This is a genomic window from Pseudomonas sp. FEMGT703P (assembly GCF_002786345.1).
Lineage (GTDB): Bacteria > Pseudomonadota > Gammaproteobacteria > Pseudomonadales > Pseudomonadaceae > Aquipseudomonas > Aquipseudomonas peli.
Genome location: NZ_PGCM01000010.1, coordinates 258,737 through 280,473 on the forward strand (window position 1 = coordinate 258,737; position 21,737 = coordinate 280,473).

Annotated in this window: 19 protein-coding genes; 15 read left to right on the forward strand and 4 right to left on the reverse strand. The window is 58.8% G+C overall.

What is annotated here, in order from left to right:
- The first annotated feature begins 22 nt into the window (after positions 1-22).
- From CUR33_RS14815 to CUR33_RS14825, 3 genes are read left to right on the forward strand one after another with little or no spacing between them, the layout of a single operon-like run.
- On the forward strand, positions 23-463 hold the full coding sequence (locus tag CUR33_RS14815) for a thiol-disulfide oxidoreductase DCC family protein (RefSeq protein ID WP_289240142.1): 441 nt from the start codon (positions 23-25) through the stop codon (positions 461-463).
- A complete protein-coding gene (locus CUR33_RS14820; protein ID WP_289240143.1) occupies positions 456-845 on the forward strand; it encodes a DoxX-like family protein in 390 nt (129 codons plus the stop codon). The genes CUR33_RS14815 and CUR33_RS14820 overlap by 8 nt, the downstream gene beginning before the upstream one ends.
- Before the next feature lie 27 nt (positions 846-872).
- Positions 873-2,651, forward strand: coding sequence for an ABC transporter transmembrane domain-containing protein (locus CUR33_RS14825; RefSeq protein WP_289240144.1), 1,779 nt, complete (start codon positions 873-875; stop codon positions 2,649-2,651).
- Here the strand turns inward: CUR33_RS14825 and rhtA are convergent.
- The 3 genes from rhtA to CUR33_RS14840 all read right to left on the reverse strand — a co-directional run bounded on the left by rhtA (position 2,648) and on the right by CUR33_RS14840 (position 4,527).
- On the reverse strand, positions 2,648-3,520 hold the full coding sequence (gene rhtA / locus CUR33_RS14830) for a threonine/homoserine exporter RhtA (RefSeq protein ID WP_289240145.1): 873 nt from the start codon (positions 3,518-3,520) through the stop codon (positions 2,648-2,650). The two genes, CUR33_RS14825 and rhtA, sit on opposite strands and share 4 nt — an antisense overlap.
- 78 nt (positions 3,521-3,598) lie before the next feature.
- Complete coding sequence (gene ppnP / locus CUR33_RS14835; RefSeq protein ID WP_090253248.1) at positions 3,599-3,880, reverse strand: pyrimidine/purine nucleoside phosphorylase; 282 nt, start codon at positions 3,878-3,880, stop codon at positions 3,599-3,601.
- A 95-nt stretch (positions 3,881-3,975) separates the two neighbouring features.
- Positions 3,976-4,527 (reverse strand): exonuclease domain-containing protein, encoded by a 552-nt coding sequence (locus CUR33_RS14840; RefSeq protein WP_289240146.1) that lies wholly within the window; start codon positions 4,525-4,527, stop codon positions 3,976-3,978.
- Positions 4,528-4,734: 207 nt separating this feature from the next.
- On the opposite strand from CUR33_RS14840, the gene CUR33_RS14845 reads away from it, so the two are divergent.
- From CUR33_RS14845 to CUR33_RS14865, 5 genes are all read left to right on the forward strand, one after another.
- Positions 4,735-5,610 (forward strand): NAD(P)-dependent oxidoreductase, encoded by an 876-nt coding sequence (locus CUR33_RS14845; protein WP_282876116.1) that lies wholly within the window; start codon positions 4,735-4,737, stop codon positions 5,608-5,610.
- A gap of 89 nt (positions 5,611-5,699) precedes the next feature.
- Positions 5,700-7,913: a GGDEF/EAL domain-containing response regulator gene (locus CUR33_RS14850; RefSeq protein WP_289240147.1), complete on the forward strand. Its 2,214-nt coding sequence runs from the start codon at positions 5,700-5,702 to the stop codon at positions 7,911-7,913.
- A complete protein-coding gene (locus CUR33_RS14855) occupies positions 7,913-9,808 on the forward strand; it encodes a sensor histidine kinase (protein WP_289240148.1) in 1,896 nt (631 codons plus the stop codon). Before CUR33_RS14850 ends, CUR33_RS14855 begins: the two co-directional genes overlap by 1 nt.
- 88 nt (positions 9,809-9,896) lie before the next feature.
- Positions 9,897-10,157, forward strand: coding sequence for a YkgJ family cysteine cluster protein (locus tag CUR33_RS14860; protein WP_167144762.1), 261 nt, complete (start codon positions 9,897-9,899; stop codon positions 10,155-10,157).
- Between the two features lie 36 nt (positions 10,158-10,193).
- Positions 10,194-10,796, forward strand: coding sequence for an START domain-containing protein (locus CUR33_RS14865; protein WP_289240149.1), 603 nt, complete (start codon positions 10,194-10,196; stop codon positions 10,794-10,796).
- Between the two features lie 67 nt (positions 10,797-10,863).
- Here CUR33_RS14865 and gltA read toward each other — a convergent pair whose 3' ends face one another.
- Positions 10,864-12,138, reverse strand: a complete 1,275-nt coding sequence (gene gltA, locus CUR33_RS14870) for a citrate synthase (protein ID WP_160087256.1) — start codon at positions 12,136-12,138, stop codon at positions 10,864-10,866.
- A gap of 361 nt (positions 12,139-12,499) precedes the next feature.
- Between gltA and sdhC the strand changes: the two genes are divergently transcribed.
- The 7 genes from sdhC (at position 12,500) to lpdA (ending at position 21,607) form a co-directional block, all read left to right on the forward strand.
- Positions 12,500-12,874 carry a succinate dehydrogenase, cytochrome b556 subunit gene (gene sdhC, locus CUR33_RS14875; RefSeq protein WP_090253269.1) on the forward strand — a complete coding sequence of 125 codons (375 nt, stop codon included), beginning with the start codon at positions 12,500-12,502 and terminating at the stop codon, positions 12,872-12,874.
- Positions 12,868-13,236, forward strand: a complete 369-nt coding sequence (sdhD, locus tag CUR33_RS14880; protein WP_289240150.1) for a succinate dehydrogenase, hydrophobic membrane anchor protein — start codon at positions 12,868-12,870, stop codon at positions 13,234-13,236. The genes sdhC and sdhD overlap by 7 nt, the downstream gene beginning before the upstream one ends.
- 3 nt (positions 13,237-13,239) lie before the next feature.
- The gene (gene sdhA / locus CUR33_RS14885; protein WP_090253275.1) at positions 13,240-15,012 is read left to right on the forward strand and encodes a succinate dehydrogenase flavoprotein subunit; all 1,773 of its coding nucleotides are present in this window, start codon (positions 13,240-13,242) and stop codon (positions 15,010-15,012) included.
- Between the two features lie 11 nt (positions 15,013-15,023).
- Positions 15,024-15,731, forward strand: coding sequence for a succinate dehydrogenase iron-sulfur subunit (locus tag CUR33_RS14890; RefSeq protein ID WP_090253279.1), 708 nt, complete (start codon positions 15,024-15,026; stop codon positions 15,729-15,731).
- 245 nt (positions 15,732-15,976) lie between these two features.
- Positions 15,977-18,808, forward strand: coding sequence for a 2-oxoglutarate dehydrogenase E1 component (locus tag CUR33_RS14895; protein WP_160087248.1), 2,832 nt, complete (start codon positions 15,977-15,979; stop codon positions 18,806-18,808).
- 69 nt (positions 18,809-18,877) lie between these two features.
- Entirely contained in the window at positions 18,878-20,104 is a 1,227-nt protein-coding gene (gene odhB, locus CUR33_RS14900; RefSeq protein ID WP_289240151.1) for a 2-oxoglutarate dehydrogenase complex dihydrolipoyllysine-residue succinyltransferase, read from the forward strand.
- Positions 20,105-20,170: 66 nt separating this feature from the next.
- Positions 20,171-21,607 (forward strand): dihydrolipoyl dehydrogenase, encoded by a 1,437-nt coding sequence (lpdA, locus tag CUR33_RS14905; protein ID WP_167144756.1) that lies wholly within the window; start codon positions 20,171-20,173, stop codon positions 21,605-21,607.
- Positions 21,608-21,737: the final 130 nt, after the last annotated feature.

Below are 21,737 nucleotides of genomic sequence, written 5' to 3' on the forward strand. Positions count from 1 at the left end.
GGCTAGGCAGAAGGAGTTGGGCATGCAGAAGCAAGCACAAACACCTCCACCCATTATCCAACCTGGTGAACGCGTGGTGCTGTTCGACGGGGTGTGCAAACTGTGCAACGGCTGGGCGAAGTTTCTGATTCGTCATGATGCTGAGCAGCGCTTTCGCCTGGCCTCGGTGCAGTCGGCCGAGGGCCATGCGCTACTGGCTTGGGGCGGTTTGCCCACCGATCGTTTCGATACCATGGCGTTGATCGAGAATGGCCAGATGCTGCTGCGGTCGGACGCGGTGCTGCGCATCGTTGCGCGATTGCCCGGCCCATGGCGGCTTCTGACCTGGCTACGAGTTATTCCAAGGCCTCTACGCGACTGGTGTTATGACCGTATTGCGCTAAATCGCTACCGGCTATTTGGTCGCTACGACAGTTGCCTAATACCAACCGCCGATCATGCTCGGCGCTTCTTGCATGACTGATCCTCGTTTACGGCAGATCGCCTGGCTAGCGCGTATCGCCCTGGCCCTGGTGTTTATCTGGCACGGCCTGGTGCCGAAGATTCTCTGGTTAAGCCCTGATGAGCTGGCGATGATCCAAGTCCACAACCTGCCGGCTCCCGAATGGGTGGCGCGCATCGCTGGTCTGGCGGAAATCATTCTGGGTTTGTTGCTTCTTTGGCGGCGTCAGCGCTGGCCGTTGCTGCTCGCGGGTTTGCTGTTAGCCGGGCTGCTGCTTGATGTGATGCTATTCAGTCCCCATCTACTGCTGCAGGCGTTCAATCCGCTGTCGACCAACCTTGCTGCTTTGGCGCTGTGTTGGGTGGCTTGGCGGGCGGAAACGCCGCAATCGCTTCCTCATTAACGGGCGTCAGCGCCCCAGCGAGCTTTCATGCTTTCGATCCTGTCTTCCCGTCAACGCAATGCCCTGCGCATGGCCTGGCGCTTTATTGCGCCGTATCGCGGTCGCGTGTTTGGGGCCTTGCTGGCGCTGATGTTTACCGCCGCCATCACCCTGTCGATGGGGCAGGGCATCAAGCTGTTGGTTGATCAGGGCCTGGCGACTCAATCGCCGGCGGCCTTGCAGCAGTCGATTGGGCTGTTCTTCGTGCTGGTACTGGCGCTGGCCATCGGTACTTTTACCCGGTTCTACCTGGTGTCGTGGATTGGCGAGCGCTTTGTCGCCGATATCCGCACGCGCGTGTTCAACCACCTGATCGAGCTGCATCCGGGGTTTTATGAGAGCAACCGCAGCTCGGAGATTCAGTCACGCCTGACTGCCGATACCACGCTGCTGCAATCGGTGATCGGCTCGTCGCTGTCGATGGCACTGCGTAACCTGATCATGCTGGTTGGCGGTAGCGTGCTGCTGGTGGTGACCAACGCCAAGCTCAGCGGCATCGTGCTGATGGCGCTGCCGCTGGTGGTCGCGCCGATCCTGATATTCGGCCGTCGCGTACGCGCGTTGTCGCGGCAGAGCCAGGACCGGGTGGCGGATGTTGGTAGCTACGTTGGTGAGGTGCTGGGGCAGATCAAGACCGTACAAGCCTACAACCACCAAAATGAGGACAAACGCCGTTTCGGCCTGTCCGCCGAGGCCGCCTTCGACACCGCGCGTCAGCGCATTGCCCAGCGTGCCTGGCTGATTACTGTGGTGATTGTGCTGGTGCTCGGCGCGGTGGGGGTGATGCTCTGGGTCGGCGGTATGGACGTGATTGCCGGGCGAATTTCCGGCGGTGAGCTGGCCGCTTTTGTGTTCTATAGCCTGATCGTAGGCTCAGCTTTTGGCACCCTGAGTGAGGTGATCGGTGAGCTGCAACGCGCTGCCGGTGCCGCTGAACGCATCGCTGAACTGTTGCAGGCACGCAATGAAATTAGTCCGCCGGCTATTGATGCTTTGCATCTGACCCAGCCGGTGCAGGGCCGTATCGAGCTGCAAGGGCTGCGCTTCGCCTACCCGTCGCGCCCCGGCAGTTTCGCCGTGGACGGTATCGATCTGCAGGTTGCCGCGGGGGAAACTCTGGCGCTGGTCGGGCCGTCTGGCGCGGGTAAATCGACGCTGTTTGATCTGCTGTTGCGCTTTTTCGACCCGCAGCAGGGTCGCATCCTGATTGATGGCGTGCCGATCCAACAGCTCGACCCTCGCGAACTGCGCAGTAGCTTTGCCCTGGTGTCGCAGAACCCTGCGCTGTTCTTCGGCTCGGTGGAGGACAATATCCGTTACGGTAAAACCACTGCCAGCCTGGCTGAGGTTGAAGCTGCGGCCAAAGCGGCGCATGCCCACGAATTTATTATGAAGCTGCCGGATGGCTACCAGACTCACCTGGGTGATGCCGGTTTAGGGCTTTCCGGCGGGCAGCGTCAGCGTTTGGCGATTGCTCGGGCATTGTTGGTGGATGCGCCGATTCTGCTGCTCGACGAGGCGACTAGTGCGCTGGACGCCGAGAGCGAGCACTTGATTCAGCAAGCCTTGCCGCCGCTGATGGAAGGGCGTACCACCCTGGTGATCGCCCATCGCCTGGCGACGGTCAAAAGCGCTGACCGCATCGCTGTGATCGAGCACGGCAAGCTGGCGGCGATTGGCACGCACAGCGAGCTGGTCAGCAACAGCCCGCTGTATGCCCGTTTAGCCGAGTTGCAGTTCAGTAACGAGGCGGAGGCCGCTGTTTAAAGCGGCTTGGCTTTGGGGCGTATGGTCGCCGCTGCACCGGCCGAGGCGAGGATGATGGCGCTGATCGCCAGCCATTGACTGAGGGTCAGGCGCTCGCTGAGGAATAGCAGGCCAGAAAGCGCGGCAATCGCCGGCTCCATGCTCATCAGGATGCTGAAAGTGCGCGCCGGCAGGCGGGTCAGAGCGACCATTTCCAGGCTGTAGGGCAGGGCCGAGGACAGCACGGCGACGCAGAGGGCGACGGGCAGCAGGTCCAGTGAAAAAAGGCCGCTGCCGGCTTGCCACAGGCCAATCGGGAACACCAGCAAGGCCGCGACGATGGTGCCGAGTGCCACGGTCTGCTTGCCGTGTTCAGCGCCGGCTTTTTGCCCGAAAACGATATACAGCGCCCAGCACAGCCCAGCCGCCAGGGCCAGGCCCATGCCGACGGGGTCCAGCGGCACATCGCTTTGCCCGGTGGGCAACAGCAGCCACAGGCCGAAAACCGCCAGAGCAATCCAGACGAAATCCACCAAACGGCGTGACGACAACAGCGCCAGGCCAAGTGGACCGGTGAATTCCAGGGCTACGGCGATGCCCAGGGGAATGGTTTTCAGCGAGAGGTAGAACAGCAGGTTCATACCGCCCAGCGACAACCCGTAAGCCAGCAGGGAACGGCTGGACTTCAGCGTCAGCTTTGCCTGCCAGGGCCGCATCAGAATGCACAGGATCAGCGCGCCAAGGCTTAGGCGCAGGGCCGTCGTGCCGCTTGCACCAATTTCCGGAAATAGCCCCTTGGCCAGGGAAGCGCCGCTCTGGATCGAGGTCATGGCGATCACTAGCAACAGGATCGGCAGGATCACCAGGGAGAATTGCGTTGAGCGCGGCATGACTGTTCCTTTGGGTTATCTATCCAGTAATAAAAAAACCGGCCACTGGGGCCGGCTTTTATGCACCACGGCTAAGGCTTAGCGGTATTCACACAGGTAGGCAGTATCAGCTGCCACCTTGAGCTGAAACTTGCTGTCGGCCGGTACGGTGAACTTGCTGCCACTGGTGAAGGTTTCCCAGTTGTCGCTGCCTGGCAGTTTCACGGTCAGGGCGCCGGCGACCACGTGCATGATTTCCAGCTGATTGGTGCCGAATTCATACTCGCCTGCAGCCATCACGCCAATGGTAGCCGGGCCTTCAGCCATGCCGAAGGCGATGGATTTGACGGTGCCGTCGAAGTATTCATTGACCTTGAACATCTGCAGTTCCTCAATAGGGGATTAAAAAGGCTGGCCGCCAGTAGCGACAGGCCATAGAAAAAGGCCCGCCAGTATGCCCAAGCGTTTTTTCTTCGTCATCTGCTTTGCGCAGGCAAAACCAGTGGCAGCAGCCGGGCGGTATTGCGCGCATCGGTCAGGGCGCGATGCTGCTGGCCTTGGAACTGCAGGCCGGCGAGATTCAGCGCCATTTTCAAGCCAATCGGGCTGGGCAGCTGGCGGGCTTCGGCGAAGCGCTTTTTCAGGTTGATGTGCGGGATCTGGCTCAGGTAGCTCTCCAGCCCATGGGCGCGCCATTCCTGTTCAAACTGACGGCGATCGTAGTCGCCCCAGCTGGCCCAGCCCGCCAGTTGTGCCTGATGGGCCAGCAGCCAGCGTTCGAATTGTGCCCATACCGCACTCAGCGGCGCGGCGGCATCAACATCGGCCTGGCTGATCTGGGTGAGCTGACGACAGAAGTGGGTCAGGTGCGGGCGTCGGGTGGGTCGCACAAACCGTTGGAAACTCTCGATTTCATGGCCGCCCGCGTTGACCAGGCTGGCGCCTATTTCGATGATTTCCATGTCTGTAATCGGCCAACCGCCTTCTTCGGTGGTGGCTTCTAGGTCGATGACCAGCCAGTGCTGCATAAGCCCTCCTTAGCGTGCAGTCAGTATGGAAGCAGTTTCAGCGTCGGGTAAAGCCTGTTGCGTGGGGCATCCATACAGTTTTGCCACATGTCTGTACTGGCGTTGATTGCAGGGGGCGGGCATGCTTGCAGCCAAGTTCGTACCCGCTGTATTGCGCAGGTATGCAGTTAATCAGAAGCGTGCGGTAAAGGACGCTCGACGGTAGAGGTGGATATGGCAAAGCTGGCGTTTATCGGGCTGGGCGTAATGGGTTATCCGATGGCTGGGCATCTGGCACGTGCCGGGCATCAGGTGTGTGTGTACAACCGCACCGCCGCCAAGGCTGCGCAATGGGCCGCCGAATACCCCGGCAGCCACGCGCCAACCCCGCGTGAAGCGGCTGCGGGTGCCGAGTTTGTGATGGTCTGCGTGGGCAATGATGACGATCTGCGCAGTGTTGTGCTGGGCGAGCAGGGCGCCTTTGCCGGCATGCAGGCTGGTGCGGTGCTGATTGATCACACCACCGCCTCGGCGCAGGTTGCACGTGAATTGGCCGAGCAGGCCGCTGCCCGGCAACTGGGTTTTCTCGATGCGCCGGTCTCCGGCGGACAGGCTGGGGCGCAGAACGGCGCGTTGACCATTATGGTCGGCGGTGAGGCGGCGACCTACGCCAAAGCTGAGCCAATCATTCAGGCCTATGCACGCATGGCCCGCCTGATGGGCGAAGCCGGCAGCGGTCAGCTGACCAAGATGGTCAACCAGATTTGCATCGCCGGGCTGGTGCAGGGCTTGTCCGAGGCGCTGCATTTCGCCGAGTGCGCCGGACTCGATACGCATGGCGCGATGGAGGTGATCAGCAAGGGCGCTGCACAATCCTGGCAGCTGGAAAATCGCCACAAAACCATGCTGGCCGGCGAGTTCGAGCATGGTTTTGCCGTGGACTGGATGCGCAAGGACCTGGCAATTCTGCTGGCCGAGGCGCGCAGCAATGGCGCGCAGCTGCCGGTCACCGCGCTGGTCGATCAGTTCTATGCCGATGTGCAGGGCATGGGCGGCGGCCGCTGGGACACGTCCAGTCTGTTGGCCCGCCTGAACAAGCGCTAACTGGCAGCTGAGTACGGCCGTCTATACTGGGTTCAAAGCCAGTATGGATTCGGCACTGTTCTCACTTTTCAGGCATGCGGGCACTGTTCATGGATGATCAATTTGCATTCAGCGACGACCTTCCCAGCACCACCAGCCAGTCCGTATGGCGCGTGCTGGCAGTTGATGATGACGCCGACTTCCAGCGCGCCACCGCCTTTGCCCTGAGCGAGCTGGAGCTGCTGGGCGGGCGTATTGAGCTGATCCAGGCGTTCAGCTGCCGTGAAGCTTCCATGCTGTTGGCCAAACACCATGACATCGCCCTGGTATTGCTCGATGTGGTGATGGAGACCGAAGACGCCGGCCTGCGCCTGATCAAGGCGCTGCGTGAGGTGATCGGCAATCGCGAAACCCGCGTGGTGATGCTCACTGGTGAGCCAGGCCTGGCGCCGGCTCATGAAGTGATGCGTGATTACGACATCAACGATTATTGGACCAAAAGTGAACTCAGCGCCGAGCGCTTGCTGACGGTGCTCACCGCAGCGGTACGCGGTTATGCGCAGCTCAAGGCTGTAGCTAGCGCGCGGCGTGGCTTGCAGATGATCGTCGAGTCGAGCAATGCACTGTTCTGTTCGAAGAGTACCCGCGAGCTGTCGGCCAAGATTCTCTCGGAAATCACCTCACTGCTTGACCTGCAGACCGAGGGCATTGTCTGCGTGCGCGCCGATGAGGGTGACGCCACTAACGAGCCAAATGCGCGGATTGTCAGCGCCAGCGGGCGCTTCTTCGACAGCATCGACGCCAATCTGGACGTGCTGCAGCCGCAGGTCGCGGCGGCGGTGCGCCAATGCCTGCGGGCGCAGCAGACTCTGCGTCTGAGCGATTGCACGGTCTTGTTCTTTCCGCGCTTTCAGGCCGGTTCTGACTACGCCTGCTATATCGACAGTGCACGGGCTCTGGATGACACCGAGTTGGAGCTGCTCAAGGTGTTCAGTGTCAGTATCAGCCGTGGCCTTTACAACGTTGCGCTGTTCAGCCGCCTGGAGGAAATGGCCTATCAGGACGACTTGCTGAAGATCCCTAATCGCAATGCGCTGATTCGCATGCTGGACATGACGCTCAAATCGGAGGCCAAGGATCAGCGGGTGCTGGTGCTTATCGATATCGATAATTTCTCCGGTGCCAACACCGCCTTTGGCACCGGTTATGGCGATTTTATTCTCGGCCTGGTGGCGAAGAAACTGCGCGACGCCTTCACCCATGATGTGCTGATTGCCCGAGTGCGTGATGACCTGTTTGCCATCCTCGGCCCGCAAACCCAGGTTAATGCCGCAGACGTGGTGGCATTGTTTCGCCGGCATAAACGCCCTTATGAGCTGGGCCAGGTGCACAGCCTGAGCAGCGTGACCATGCACCTAGCTGACTTTACCGGCAGCGCCAGTGTGGCCCTGCAGGATGCGCTGTTGACCCTAAAACAGGCCAAGCGCTTGGGGCATGATCAGCACGGGGTGTATGACCCGCGCCTGCAGAGCGCGCATGCCGAGTCGTACCGCATGCTGCTGGCCTTGCGTGATGCGGTGGACGCCGGCCAAATCAGTGTTGAATTGCAGCCGCAAATTGACCTTGAAACGCGCCGAGTAACTGGTGTGGAAGCTTTGGCACGCTGGCGTAAAACTGATGGCAAGATGGTTCCGCCTTTGAGCTTTATTCCTCTGGCTGAAGCCACGGGCTACATCTTGCCGTTGGGCGATTTACTGATGCGTCTCGCGCTGCAGGCGGCAAAACAGCTCGCTGATGCGGGGTACCCGCACATCCGCGTTGCGGTTAACGTCTCTGCACCGCAACTGCTGCAGCATGACTTCATTGAGCGGTTTAAGTCGCACTTGCAGGTGGCTGGGGTGCTGCCTGAGCAGATTGAAGTGGAAATTACCGAGTCGGTGGCCATGCGCACCTTCGACACCGTCTGTGAAAAGCTTCGTGCGTTGCGGGCCATGGGCGTGGAGGTGGCCATCGATGACTTTGGCACTGGTTTCTCATCGCTCAGCTACCTGCGTTTGCTGCCTGCCGATCGCTTGAAAATCGACCGCAGTTTTGTTCTGGAAATCGGTGAGGTCAGCGACCAGCAGATGATCGCCGAAGCGGTGATCCAGATTGCCGCGCGGGTTGGCATGCGGGTCATTGCCGAAGGCGTCGAAACCCAACAGCAGGCCGACTGGATTCTCAAGCATGGCTGCCGGCAGGCGCAGGGCTATCTGTTTGCCAAGCCGATGACCTGCGCTGATTTACTCAATTGGTTGAGTGACTGGCCGGAGCGCACGGCCTGATGCAGCAATCCAGGCGCGCCAAGCTGTTGTCGCAGCCGGTAAGGCGCAACCTATTGCTGCTATTTGTGCCGTGGACGCTGCTGATTCTGCTGCTGATGGCACTGCTTTACGAGCGCTTGCTGGATGCGCGACTTGAACCGTTGTTGCGCGATCAGCAGGTCAGTCTTAACGAGGGCGTAGGCGTGCTAAATCGGCACCTGGCGACCTTGCGCGGCAATCTGCAATTTCTCATCCAACAGCCACTACTGGCTGAGGTGCTGCGGAACCCAAGTGCAGATAACCGGCACGCCCTGAGTCAACTGTTTGTCGAGTTCGCCCGCAGCAGCATGGTTTATGACCAGATTCGCTGGCTGGATGAGCGTGGTGCAGAGCAGGTGCGGGTTGATTGGCGCAATGGCGAGCCGCTGGCGAGTGATGAGGCGCAATTGCACAATCAGGCGCAGCACTATTACTTCGTTGAGACCATGAACCTGCCTCAGGGCGCGTTCTACCTCTCACGTTTTGACCTGAACGCTGATATGGGCAGCGTCGAACAACCACTCAAGCCCACTCTGCGGGGTGCCGAGCCGATTTTCGATGGTGAGGGAAAGCGCCGCGGCATCCTGATCCTCAATTACCTTGGGCAAGTGCTGCTGCAGCGTCTGGCCGAGGTGTCCAAGAGTTACGGCAACAACCTGACTCTGGTCGACCATGAAGGCTACTGGATGCTCGCCGCTGATGAGCAGGATGCTTGGGGTTTTGCTTTGGGCAAGCCTGAGGCAACGCTGGCCAGCCGCTTTCCGGATAGCTGGCGGCGGATGCAGGCTGCCCACGATGGCGTGTTCAGCGACAGTGGTGGTTACTGGGCCTTTAATAAGTTCGATCCCTACCAGGGCAGTGGCCAGGACGCGGCAACAGGTGAGTACTGGTTGCTGGTTTCGCACCTGCCTCTGGAACAAATCCAGGGCCTGCGCGGGCAAGTATTCTGGCAGGTATTGCTGTTTGTCTGCGTGATGCTCTCTCTTGGGCTACTGGTGGTGTTACGCCTCGGCTTGGCGGAGTTCGAGCGTGATCAGGTGCGCCAGGCGCTGGAGGTCAGTAGTAAGGCACTGTTGCAGCGTAATGCGGAGCTGCGTGACACGGTTGATCAGCTGCAGCGCACGCGCGGCGCCTTGCTCCAGGCGGAAAAGCTCTCTTCGTTGGGTACCTTGGTCGCGGGGGTGGCGCATGAGCTGAATACGCCGATTGGTGCCGCCAGCATGGCTGCCTCAACCCTGGATAAAGGTAATCAGAGCCTGCAGAAGAGCCTCGGTGAAGGGTTGCAGCGTTCGGCGCTGGAGCGCTTTGTACAGCGCAATGATGAAGGCCTGGCGATCATCCTTAATAGTCTGACGCGCATGGCGCAGCTAACCCGGGCCTTCAAACAACTGGCCAGTGACCGTGCGAGTACCGAGCGACGTTGCTTTGATCTGGTCGAGTTGGTCGGTGAGGTCATGCTGCTGTTTACTCCCAAGCTTAAGCAGTCAAACCATCGGGTACAGCTGGAGCTACCGCCGAGCCTGATGCTCGACAGCTATCCAGGGCCTCTGGGCCAGATCCTGCAGAACCTGATCGACAATGCGCTGATCCATGCTTTCGATTCGGGCATGAACGGCGTGGTTACGGTCAGGGTTGAGCATGATGAGATGCGCCGCGAATGCGTGATTGAAGTCAGCGATAACGGCGACGGCATGAGCGAGGAGGTGCTGGGCAAGATCTTCGACCCGTTCTTTACCACCCGTCGCGGACGCGGAGGAACCGGGCTTGGCTTGCATATCACCCACCAGCTGGCTGTGGATATTCTCGGCGCTGAACTACAGGTACGCAGTATACCAGGGCAGGGCACGCAGTTTCGTCTGCGTTTACCACTCGCCTGAATCTATGGATGAATGGCTGCCAAGCCGTCTGCACCCACGTAGAATCGCCGGCCTATGCCCTGTGCTGTGATGTTGAGGTCTCCCTGTCATGAATTGCCGTGCCGGCTGCGGCGCCTGCTGCATCGCTCCTTCGATCAGTTCCCCTATCCCAGGTATGCCTGATGGCAAGCCGGCTGGTGTGCGCTGCGTGCAGCTGGATGCGAACAACTACTGCCTGATTTTTGGCCGGCCTGAGCGACCTGCGGTGTGTTCTGCATTTCATGCTGCCGAGTATGTATGCGGCAGCAATACGGCAGAGGCGCTGCAGTTGATTGGCTGGCTGGAGCAAAGCACGGCCGTTGCAGTCTGATACTGTGGCGCAACGTTATTGGCTGCTGGAGGCGTGATGGTGCGGTTTAAAGGGCTGCTCTTGGGTATTGCCGCGTTGCTGGCGGTGAGCGGGGCGCAGGCGGCGCAATGGCGTCTGGTTAAGGATGAAGCGGGTATTCAGGTCTATTTGCAGCAGATCCCAGGCTCAAGTTTTCAGGCGTTTCGCGGTGTCACTCGTATACGAGTGGATATGCCACGCTTGTTGGCCCTGCAGGATGACGTCAGCGCGGCCTGCGCTTGGATTCATGCGTGCAGCGAGCAGAAACTGCTCAAGCATGAGGGGGATCTGAGCTGGGCCTACAGCCGCTTCCACACGCCTTGGCCAGTGCAACCGCGTGATTCCATCCTGCAGGTGACTACCACGCGTGATGCTGATGGTCGGGTAACCCGCACCTTGCATGGCGTTGCCGACTTTTTACCGCCGCAGCAAGGCTTTGTGCGGGTGAGCAAGGTGGAGGGCTTCTGGAGCCTCATGCCGCACGAAGATGAAATCGAGGTGATCTACGAGGTGCATTCTGAGCCGGGTGGCAGCGTGCCGGCCTGGTTGGCCAACAGCTTTGTCGTGGATGCGCCGTTCAATACTTTGCAGGGGCTGCGTCAGTTGGCTGAACAGCCATAAAGCTGGCTTATTCAGCGCAATAAAAAAGGCTGCCCGAGGGCAGCCTTTTTGTGCAGCGAGAACTGAATTACTTCTTCAGGTCGCGCTGCGGGTAGCCGGTGTACAGCTGGCGCGGACGGCCAATCTTGTAAGGGCTGGAGAGCATTTCTTTCCAGTGCGAGATCCAGCCGACGGTCCGCGCCAGGGCGAAGATCACGGTGAACATGCTGGTCGGAATACCGATAGCTTTGAGGATGATGCCCGAGTAGAAGTCGACGTTCGGGTACAGGTTGCGCTCTTTGAAGTATGGGTCGGTCAGGGCGATTTCTTCCAGACGCATCGCCAGTTCCAGCTGTGGATCGTTCTTGATGCCTAGCTCTTTCAGTACTTCGTCGCAGGTCTGCTTCATCACGGTGGCGCGCGGATCGCGGTTTTTGTAAACGCGATGACCGAAGCCCATGAGTTTGAACGGATCGTTCTTGTCCTTGGCCTTGGCGATGAATTTGTCGATGTTGGAAACATCGCCAATCTCATCCAGCATGCTCAGCACTGCCTCGTTGGCACCGCCGTGCGCCGGGCCCCAGAGGGCGGCGATACCGGCTGCGATACAGGCGAACGGGTTGGCACCCGAGGAGCCGGCCAGACGTACAGTGGAGGTGGAGGCGTTCTGCTCATGGTCGGCGTGCAGGATAAAGATCTTATCCATGGCCTTGGCCAGCACCGGGCTGATCGGTTTGATCTCGCACGGGGTGTTGAACATCATGTGCAGGAAGTTTTCCGCGTAGTTCAGGTCATTACGCGGATACATCATCGGCTGACCCATGGAGTACTTGTAGGTCATGGCGGCGATGGTTGGCATCTTGGCGATCAGGCGCATGGCCGATACTTCGCGGTGATGCGGGTTATTGATGTCCAGCGAGTCATGGTAGAAGGCCGAGAGGGCACCGACTACACCGCACATGATGGCCATCGGGTGAGCGTCACGGCGGAAGCCGTTGAAGAAAGTCTTCAGTTGCTCGTGAACCATGGTGTGGTTCTTGATGGTGCTGACAAACTTGGCTTTTTCTTCTGCGCTCGGCAGTTCGCCGTTCAGCAGCAGGTAGCAGGTTTCCAGGTAATCGGATTGCTCTGCCAGCTGTTCGATGGGGTAGCCGCGATGCAGCAGAATGCCCTGGTCGCCGTCGATGTAGGTGATCTTCGACTCGCACGAGGCGGTGGACATAAAGCCAGGATCAAATGTGAAACGGCCCGTGGCGGTTAAGCCCCGCACGTCAATTACATCGGGACCAACGGTGCCGGTTAAAATGGGCAGCTCGACGGGGGCTGCGCCCTCGATGATCAACTGCGCTTTTTTGTCAGCCATGTGTGGCCTCCTAGTTATGCTTGAAATCATCTGACTGCCCCCCACGCAGGGCCCGCACCACTATAGTGAGATAAATTCGAATGTCAATTTGCGAAAACCCAGGCGGCAGAAGGGTTTGCGGGTGGTTTTCGGGCTTTTAAAGTGGTTCTTTACGCCATTTATAAAAGGTACGCAATGCGCTTTTAGGTAGGGGGCTTTGCGTTGTCATTAGTAACCTAACTGTCTATACTCTGCGCCCAGCTACCAAGGGCTTTAGCCTGTCTTTTGGTAGTTGTCACTCCTTGGGTGATGGGTACCTGACCAGTGCACCTCCCGACAACTTTGCCCTGATAGTTAGGGGCTCTCAGTGTGATAAAAAGCCGTGAATAGCCAAAGACCTGTAAACCTAGACCTTAGGACTATCAAACTCCCGATCACTGCTTACACGTCCATCCTTCACCGTATCTCCGGTGTCATCCTCTTTGTCGGTATCGCCATTCTGCTTTATGGCCTCGACAAGTCGCTGGCGTCCGAAGAGGGCTTTGCCCAGGTGCAGGAATGCCTGACCAGCCCGCTGGCCAAGTTCGTGATTTGGGGTCTGTTGTCCGCTCTGCTGTACCACCTGGTGGCCGGTGTTCGCCACTTGATCATGGATATGGGCATCGGTGAGACGCTGGAAGGCGGCAAACTGGGTTCGAAAATCGTTCTCGTCGTCTCGACGATCGTGATCGTGCTGCTGGGGGTGTGGATATGGTAACCAACGTCACGAATTTCTCGCGTTCGGGTCTTTATGACTGGATGGCACAGCGTGTATCTGCTGTCGTCCTCGCGGCTTATGTGCTGTTTCTGCTTGGCTTTGTCGTGTGTAACCCGGGTCTGGGTTATGCCGAATGGCATGCGCTGTTCTCCAATAACGCAATGCGTATCTTCAGCCTGTTGACCCTAGTGGCGCTCAGCGTTCACGCCTGGGTTGGCATGTGGACAATTTCCACCGACTACCTGACGCCGATGGCCCTGGGTAAGTGGGCTACTGTCGTGCGTTTTCTGTTCCAGGCCGCGTGTGGCGTTGCCATGTTCGCGTTATTCGTCTGGGGCGTGCAGATTTTTTGGGGTAACTGATCCATGACAAGCATTCGCACTCTTTCTTATGACGCCATCATTATTGGTGGCGGCGGCGCGGGTATGCGCGCTGCACTGCAGTTGGCTCAGGGTGGTCACAAAACCGCTGTAGTGACCAAGGTCTTCCCGACCCGCTCGCACACTGTTTCCGCTCAGGGTGGTATCACCTGCGCCATCGCTTCGGCCGACCCAAACGATGATTGGCGCTGGCACATGTACGACACCGTCAAGGGCTCCGACTATATCGGTGACCAGGACGCTATCGAGTACATGTGTTCTGTGGGTCCGGAAGCCGTATTTGAACTCGAGCACATGGGGCTGCCGTTCTCCCGTACCGAGCAGGGCCGCATCTATCAGCGTCCGTTCGGCGGTCAGTCCAAAGGCCCGAATAACCCGACTCAGGCTGCGCGCACCTGTGCTGCTGCTGACCGTACCGGTCACGCCCTGCTGCACACCCTGTACCAGGCCAACCTGAAAGCTGGCACCTCGTTCCTCAACGAGTGGTACGCGGTCGATCTGGTGAAGAACCAGGACGGCGCCGTAGTTGGCACCATCGCCATCTGCATCGAAACCGGCGAAACCGTTTATATCCGTTCCAAAGCCACAGTGTTGGCTACCGGTGGTGCTGGTCGCATTTATGCCTCCACCACCAATGCCCTGATCAATACGGGTGACGGTGTTGGTATGGCTCTGCGTGCTGGCGTTCCGGTGCAGGACATCGAAATGTGGCAGTTCCACCCAACCGGTATCGCAGGTGCCGGTACGCTTGTAACCGAAGGCTGCCGTGGTGAAGGTGGTTACCTGATCAACAAGCACGGCGAGCGTTTCATGGAGCGTTATGCTCCGAACGCCAAAGACCTGGCCGGCCGCGACGTTGTTGCACGCTCGATGGTTAAGGAAATCATCGCCGGCAACGGTTGTGGTCCAGAAGGCGATCACGTGATGCTCAAACTCGATCACCTGGGTGAGGAGGTGCTTCACAGCCGTCTTCCGGGTATCTGCGAGCTGTCGAAGACCTTCGCACACGTTGACCCGGTTGTTGCACCGATCCCGGTTGTGCCGACTTGTCACTATATGATGGGCGGTGTACCGACCAACATCCATGGTCAGGCCATCACTCAGGATGCCAACGGTAACGACAAGATCATCGACGGTCTGTTCGCTGTGGGCGAAGTGGCTTGCGTATCGGTTCATGGTGCAAACCGCCTTGGCGGCAACTCGTTGCTTGACCTCGTGGTGTTCGGCCGTGCCGCCGGTATCCACCTGGAAAAAGCACTTAAAGAAGGCGTAGATGCGCGTGGCGCGTCTGAGACGGACATTGAGCTGTCGCTCAAGCGTTTGGCTGGCGTCAACGAGCGCACCACAGGTGAAGATGTAGCGCCGCTGCGTAAAGAATTGCAGAACTGCATGCAAAATTACTTCGGTGTGTTCCGCACCGGCGAATACATGCAAAAAGGCATCAAACAACTGACCGACCTGCGTGAGCGTATCGCGAACGTCAAGATCGCGGATAAGAGTCAGGCATTTAATACTGCGCGTATCGAAGCGCTGGAACTGCAAAACCTTCTCGAAGTTGCTGAGGCTACTGCGATCGCTGCGGAGGCTCGTAAAGAGTCCCGTGGGGCTCACGCTCGCGAAGACTTTGAAGAGCGTGATGACGAAAACTGGTTGTGCCACTCCCTCTATCTTCCAGAGGATAAGCGCGTCAGTAAGCGTGCCGTCAATTTCGCGCCGAAGACAGTACCGGCGTTTGAACCCAAGGTCCGGACTTATTAAGGGTGACTGATATGTTGCAAGTCAGTGTTTATCGCTACAACCCGGAAAAAGATGCAGCGCCGTTTATGCAGGACTTCCAGGTCGATACCGGTGGCAAGGATGTAATGGTTCTCGACGTGCTGGCTTTGATCAAAGAACAGGATCAAGGCTTTTCTTACCGTCGTTCCTGCCGTGAGGGTGTTTGTGGCTCCGACGGCATGAACATCAACGGCAAGAATGGTCTGGCGTGCATCACGCCGCTTTCGGTTGCCGGCCTTAAAGGTGGCAAGCTTGTGATCCGGCCGCTGCCTGGCTTACCAGTCATTCGTGACCTGGTTGTTGATATGAGCATCTTCTACAAGCAGTACGAGAAGGTGCAGCCATATTTGCAGAACGACACGCCGGCTCCGGCCATCGAGCGTCTGCAGTCGCCGGAAGAGCGTGAGAAGCTGGATGGTCTGTACGAGTGCATCCTGTGTGCGTGCTGCTCGACCAGCTGCCCATCGTTCTGGTGGAACCCAGACAAGTTCCTCGGCCCAGCTGCGCTGCTGCAGGCTTATCGTTTCCTGGCGGACAGCCGTGATACTCAGACCGAACAGCGTCTGGCGTCGTTGGATGATCCGTTCAGTGTGTTCCGTTGCCGCGGCATCATGAACTGCGTGAACGTTTGCCCTAAGGGTCTTAACCCGACCAAGGCAATCGGCCACGTACGTAACATGTTGCTGCAAAGCGGTACCTGATTCACGGTTGTTTGCTAGACCTGTAACACCTGCGGCGCTGCTTTCAACCCAGCGCCGTAGTTTTAGCCAGGGCGGCTGCTCACAAAGCGGTGGCCCTAATTTGAAAATATGACGACCAGCAGGGGCATCCGGGCTGGTGCCCGGACTATCTGCGGGATCCGTAGTGGCTTACCAGTCGCTGCTTCAGGACTGACAGCCATGCGGTTTCTTCGCCGGTGGTGTCCCCTTACCGAGGGTGACCAAGCATGCAAGAAAGCGTGATGCAGCGCATGTGGGACAGTGCCCACCTATCCGGTGGTAACGCTGCCTATGTGGAAGAGCTCTATGAGCTTTACCTGCACGATCCCAACGCTGTGCCAGAAGAGTGGCGCACTTACTTCCAGAAGTTGCCGACCGACGGCAGCGCCGCCACAGACGTATCGCACTCAACGATTCGCGATCATTTCGTCCTGCTCGCTAAAAACCAGCGCCGCGCCCAACCGGTGTCTGCTGGTAGCGTCAGCAGTGAGCACGAAAAGAAGCAAGTCGAAGTGCTGCGCCTGATTCAGGCTTATCGCATGCGCGGCCATCAGGCTGCCCAGCTCGATCCGCTTGGCCTCTGGAAGCGTCCTGTCCCGGCTGATCTGGCAATCAATCACTACGGTCTGACCGATGCTGACCTGGACACTACCTTCCGTACCGGTGGTCTGTTCATTGGCAAGGAAGAGGCTACTCTGCGCGAAATTCGCGATGCGTTGCAGCAGACATATTGCCGCACCATTGGCGCTGAGTTCACCCATATCGTTGATTCCGAGCAGCGCAGCTGGTTCCAGCAGCGCCTGGAAAGCGTGCGCGGTCGTCCACAATTCTCGGTTGACGTGCAGAGCCACCTGCTTGAGCGTCTGACCGCAGCCGAAGGCTTGGAAAAGTACCTGGGTACCAAATACCCAGGCACCAAGCGTTTCGGTCTGGAAGGCGGCGAGAGCCTGATTCCGCTGCTCGATGAAGTGATCCAGCGTTCCGGCTCCTACGGCACCAAGGAAATCGTTATCGGCATGGCCCACCGTGGCCGTCTTAACGTACTGGTCAACACCTTCGGCAAGAACCCACGCGACTTGTTCGACGAGTTCGAAGGCAAGAAAACCGAAGGCTTGTCGTCCGGTGACGTGAAATACCACCAGGGTTTCTCCTCCAACGTGATGACCGCTGGCGGTGAAGTACACTTGGCGATGGCGTTCAACCCATCCCACCTGGAGATTGTTTCGCCGGTGGTCGAAGGTTCGGTACGTGCCCGTCAGGACCGTCGTAACGACGCGATTGGCGAGAAAGTGCTGCCGGTTTCCCTGCACGGTGACGCAGCATTTGCCGGTCAGGGTGTGGTCATGGAAACCTTCCAGATGTCGCAGACTCGCGGCTTCAAGACGGGCGGTACCATCCACATCGTGATCAACAACCAGGTCGGCTTTACCATCAGCAATCCGCTGGACTCGCGTTCCACTGAGTACTGCACAGACGTTGCCAAGATGATTCAGGCGCCGATCCTGCACGTTAACGGCGATGATCCGGAAGCGGTGCTGTTCGTGACCCAGCTGGCTGTCGATTACCGCATGCAGTACAAGCGTGACGTGGTCATTGACTTGGTCTGCTACCGCCGTCGCGGCCACAACGAGGCCGACGAGCCGAGCGGCACCCAGCCGATCATGTATCAGCAAATCACCAAGCAGCGCACCACCCGTGAGCTGTATGCCGAAGTGCTGACCGCTGCGGCGCGTCAGTCGGCAGATGAGGTGCAGGCCAAGATTGACGAGTACCGTACCGCGCTGGATAACGGTCAGCATGTGGTCAAAAGCCTGGTCAAAGAGCCGAACAAGGAACTCTTCGTCGATTGGCGTCCGTACCTGGGCCATGCCTGGACCGCGCGTCACGACACTCGTTTCGAGCTGAAAACCCTGCAGGAACTGTCCAACAAGCTGCTGGAAATTCCGGAAGGCTTTGTGGTTCAGCGTCAGGTCGCGAAAATTCTCGAAGATCGCCAGAAGATGAGCGCAGGTGCGCTGCCGATCAACTGGGGCTACGCCGAGACCATGGCCTACGCCACCCTGTTGTTCGAAGGCCATCCGATTCGCATGACCGGCCAGGACATCGGCCGCGGCACCTTCTCGCACCGTCACGCGGTGCTGCACAACCAGAAGGACGCCGGCACCCATCTGCCGCTGCAGAACCTCTACCAGGGTCAGCCGCGTTTCGACCTGTACGACTCTTTCCTCTCGGAAGAAGCCGTGCTGGCCTTCGAATACGGCTATGCCACCACCCAGCCGCAGTCGCTGGTGATCTGGGAAGCGCAGTTCGGTGACTTCGCCAACGGTGCTCAGGTAGTGTTCGACCAGTTCATTTCCAGTGGCGAGCACAAGTGGGGCCGTCTGTGCGGTCTGACCATGCTGCTGCCGCACGGTTATGAAGGGCAGGGGCCAGAGCACAGTTCGGCGCGTCTGGAGCGTTATCTGCAGCTGTGCGCCGAGCACAACATGCAGGTTGCCGTACCGACCACCCCGGCGCAGATCTACCACTTGCTGCGTCGTCAGGTGATTCGCCCGCTGCGCAAGCCATTGGTCGTATTGACGCCGAAGTCGCTGCTGCGCCACAAATTGGCCATCTCGACTTTGGAAGATTTGGCCGAAGGTTCGTTCCAGACTGTGATTCCGGAGATCGATGCAATCGATCCGAAGAAAGTCGAGCGTCTGATTCTGTGCAGCGGCAAGGTTTACTACGACTTGCTGGAGAAGCGCCGCAACGAAGGCCGCGAAGACATCGCCATCGTGCGTATCGAGCAGCTCTATCCGTTCCCAGAAGATGATCTGGCCGAGGCAATTGCTCCGTACAAGAACCTCAAGCACATCGTCTGGTGTCAGGAAGAGCCGATGAACCAGGGTGCCTGGTACTGCAGCCAGCATCACATGCGTCGCGTGGCGACAGCGCACAAGAAAGCGCTGTTCCTCGAGTACGCCGGTCGTGATGCGTCTGCTGCACCTGCCTGTGGTTATGCATCGATGCACGCCGAACAGCAGGAAAAACTCCTGCAAGACGCCTTTACTGTTTAACGCCTTCGCGCAACAGGCGGCCAACTGGGTCGCCTGCTAGAAGAAACCGAATTTAAGGAACCACACACAATGGCTATCGAGATCAAAGCCCCTACTTTTCCGGAATCGGTTGCTGACGGCACCGTGGCCACTTGGCACAAGAAGCCGGGCGATGCGGTCAAGCGCGACGAGCTGATCGTTGACATCGAAACCGACAAAGTAGTGATCGAAGTGCTGGCCGAGGCCGACGGCGTCCTCGCGCAGATCATCAAGAATGAAGGCGACACTGTTCTGTCCAACGAACTGCTCGGTACCCTGGGCGAGGGCGGCGCGGCTGCTCCTGCACCGGCTGTTGCCGCTCAGGCTGCTGCACCTGCTGCCGCTGCTCCTGCCGCTGCTGCGGGCGACGATCAGATCCTGTCCCCAGCTGCGCGCAAGATTGCTGAAGAAAACGGCATCGACCCGAACAGCATCGCTGGCACCGGTAAAGGCGGTCGTGTCACCAAGGAAGACGTGGTGGCTGCCGTTGAAGCGAAGAAGAACGCGCCGGCTGCTACACCTGCCGCCAAGCCTGCCGCGCCTGCTGCTGCCGCACCGGTATTCGCCACCGGCGACCGCACCGAGAAGCGTGTGCCGATGACCCGTCTGCGCGCCAAGATCGCCGAGCGTCTGGTTGAGGCTCAGTCCTCCATGGCCATGCTGACCACCTTCAACGAAGTCGACATGACCGAAGTCATGGCGCTGCGTTCGAAGTACAAAGACCTGTTCGAGAAGAGCCACAATGGCGTGCGCCTGGGCTTTATGTCGTTCTTTGTTAAGGCTGCCACTGAAGCGCTGAAGCGTTTCCCAGCAGTCAACGCCTCGATCGATGGCACCGACATCGTTTACCACGGCTACGCCGACATCGGTGTTGCCGTGTCCAGCGACCGTGGTCTGGTTGTTCCGGTGCTGCGTAACGCCGAGCTGATGAGCCTGGCTGAAATCGAGAACGGCATTGCCACTTTTGGTAAGAAAGCCAAAGACGGCAAGCTGTCGATCGAAGAAATGACTGGCGGCACCTTCACCATCACTAACGGCGGCACCTTCGGTTCGATGATGTCGACGCCGATCGTCAACCCGCCGCAAGCCGCGATTCTGGGTATGCACAACATTATCCAGCGTCCGATGGCCGTGAATGGCCAGGTGGTAATCCGTCCAATGATGTACCTGGCGTTGTCCTACGATCACCGCCTGATTGATGGTAAGGAAGCCGTGACCTTCCTGGTGACCATCAAGAACTTGCTGGAAGACCCGGCGCGTCTGCTGCTGGACATCTAAAAGCCAGTTTCTCCCTCGGCGGCTCTCTAACCAGGGCCGTCCGGTTTATTCGAGAAGGAATACGTTATGACCCAGAAATTCGACGTGGTAGTCATCGGTGCCGGCCCTGGTGGCTATGTAGCGGCCATCAAAGCAGCGCAGCTCGGCTTAAAGACTGCCTGCATCGAGAAGTACCAGGATAAAGAGGGCAAGGTTGCACTCGGTGGTACGTGCCTGAACGTCGGTTGCATTCCGTCCAAAGCGCTGCTGGACAGCTCCTGGAAATACTATGAGGCGAAGGATCACTTCGCGATTCACGGTATTGAAGCCAAGGGCGTGACCATCGACGTGCCTGCGATGATCGGTCGTAAGGCCAATATCGTGAAAAACCTCACTGGCGGCGTTGCCACGCTGTTCAAAGCCAATGGTGTGACCCTGCTCGAAGGTCACGGCAAGCTGCTGGCGAACAAGCAGGTTGAAGTCACTGGCTCCGACGGCAAGACGCAGATCGTCGAAGCCGAGAACGTGATTCTGGCCTCCGGCTCCAAGCCGATCGACATCCCGCCAGCTCCGGTTGATCAGGACGTGATCGTTGATTCCACTGGCGCCCTGGAATTCCAGAGCGTGCCGAAGAAGCTGGGCGTGATCGGCGCTGGCGTAATCGGTCTGGAACTGGGTTCGGTGTGGGCGCGTCTGGGCGCTGAAGTGACCGTGCTGGAAGCACTGGACAAGTTCCTCCCGGCTGCCGATGAGCAGATCGCCAAGGAAGCGCTGAAAACCTTCACCAAGCAAGGCCTGAGCATCCGTCTGGGCGCTCGCGTTACTGGGTCGGAAGTGAAGAAGAAGCAGGTAACTGTCAACTTCACCGACGCCGAAGGCGAGCAGAAGATCGTATTCGACAAGCTGATCGTGGCTGTTGGCCGTCGTCCGGTGACCACCGACCTGTTGGCTGCCGACAGCGGCGTTGACATGGACGAGCGTGGTTTCATCTTCGTTGACGACCAGTGCGCCACCAGCGTACCGGGCGTTTACGCCATTGGTGACGTGGTGCGCGGCGCGATGCTGGCCCACAAAGCCTCGGAAGAGGGCATCATGGTTGCCGAGCGCATCGCCGGCCACAAAGCCCAGATGAACTACGACCTGATCCCGTCGGTTATCTACACCCACCCGGAAATCGCATGGGTTGGTAAAACCGAGCAGCAGCTGAAGACCGAAGGCGTTGCCGTTAACGTCGGCACCTTCCCGTTCGCTGCCAGCGGTCGCGCCATGGCGGCCAACGACACCGGCGGTATGGTTAAGGTGATCGCCGATGCCAACACCGACCGCGTTCTGGGTGTACACGTGATTGGCCCAAGCGCTGCCGAACTGGTTCAGCAGGGTGCAATTGGTATGGAATTCGGCACCAGCGCCGAGGATCTGGGGATGATGGTGTTCTCCCACCCGACGCTGTCCGAGGCGCTGCATGAAGCTGCTCTGGCAGTGAATGGCCACGCCATCCACATCGCCAACCGCAAGAAGCGTTAAGTCGTTGTTTGTTTGAGCGGATGCCTTCACCGGTGTTGTGTACCGGTGAAGGTGCAGCTCAACAGGAAGAACCACGGCCGACTGCCCGCGTACACCTCAGGTTCTGCGCGGAACGTCAGCCGGATTGCTC

Coding starts and splice junctions, on each gene's coding strand:
- CUR33_RS14815 (WP_289240142.1), top strand. CDS start 23: ATGCAGAAGCAAGCACAAACACCTCCACCCATTATCCAACCTGGTGAA.
- CUR33_RS14820 (WP_289240143.1), top strand. CDS start 456: ATGACTGATCCTCGTTTACGGCAGATCGCCTGGCTAGCGCGTATCGCC.
- CUR33_RS14825 (WP_289240144.1), top strand. CDS start 873: ATGCTTTCGATCCTGTCTTCCCGTCAACGCAATGCCCTGCGCATGGCC.
- rhtA (WP_289240145.1), bottom strand. CDS start 3,520: ATGCCGCGCTCAACGCAATTCTCCCTGGTGATCCTGCCGATCCTGTTG.
- ppnP (WP_090253248.1), bottom strand. CDS start 3,880: ATGTTCAAGGTCAATGAATACTTCGACGGCACCGTCAAATCCATCGCC.
- CUR33_RS14840 (WP_289240146.1), bottom strand. CDS start 4,527: ATGCAGCACTGGCTGGTCATCGACCTAGAAGCCACCACCGAAGAAGGC.
- CUR33_RS14850 (WP_289240147.1), top strand. CDS start 5,700: ATGGATGATCAATTTGCATTCAGCGACGACCTTCCCAGCACCACCAGC.
- CUR33_RS14855 (WP_289240148.1), top strand. CDS start 7,913: ATGCAGCAATCCAGGCGCGCCAAGCTGTTGTCGCAGCCGGTAAGGCGC.
- CUR33_RS14860 (WP_167144762.1), top strand. CDS start 9,897: ATGAATTGCCGTGCCGGCTGCGGCGCCTGCTGCATCGCTCCTTCGATC.
- CUR33_RS14865 (WP_289240149.1), top strand. CDS start 10,194: ATGGTGCGGTTTAAAGGGCTGCTCTTGGGTATTGCCGCGTTGCTGGCG.
- gltA (WP_160087256.1), bottom strand. CDS start 12,138: ATGGCTGACAAAAAAGCGCAGTTGATCATCGAGGGCGCAGCCCCCGTC.
- sdhD (WP_289240150.1), top strand. CDS start 12,868: ATGGTAACCAACGTCACGAATTTCTCGCGTTCGGGTCTTTATGACTGG.
- sdhA (WP_090253275.1), top strand. CDS start 13,240: ATGACAAGCATTCGCACTCTTTCTTATGACGCCATCATTATTGGTGGC.
- CUR33_RS14890 (WP_090253279.1), top strand. CDS start 15,024: ATGTTGCAAGTCAGTGTTTATCGCTACAACCCGGAAAAAGATGCAGCG.
- CUR33_RS14895 (WP_160087248.1), top strand. CDS start 15,977: ATGCAAGAAAGCGTGATGCAGCGCATGTGGGACAGTGCCCACCTATCC.
- odhB (WP_289240151.1), top strand. CDS start 18,878: ATGGCTATCGAGATCAAAGCCCCTACTTTTCCGGAATCGGTTGCTGAC.
- lpdA (WP_167144756.1), top strand. CDS start 20,171: ATGACCCAGAAATTCGACGTGGTAGTCATCGGTGCCGGCCCTGGTGGC.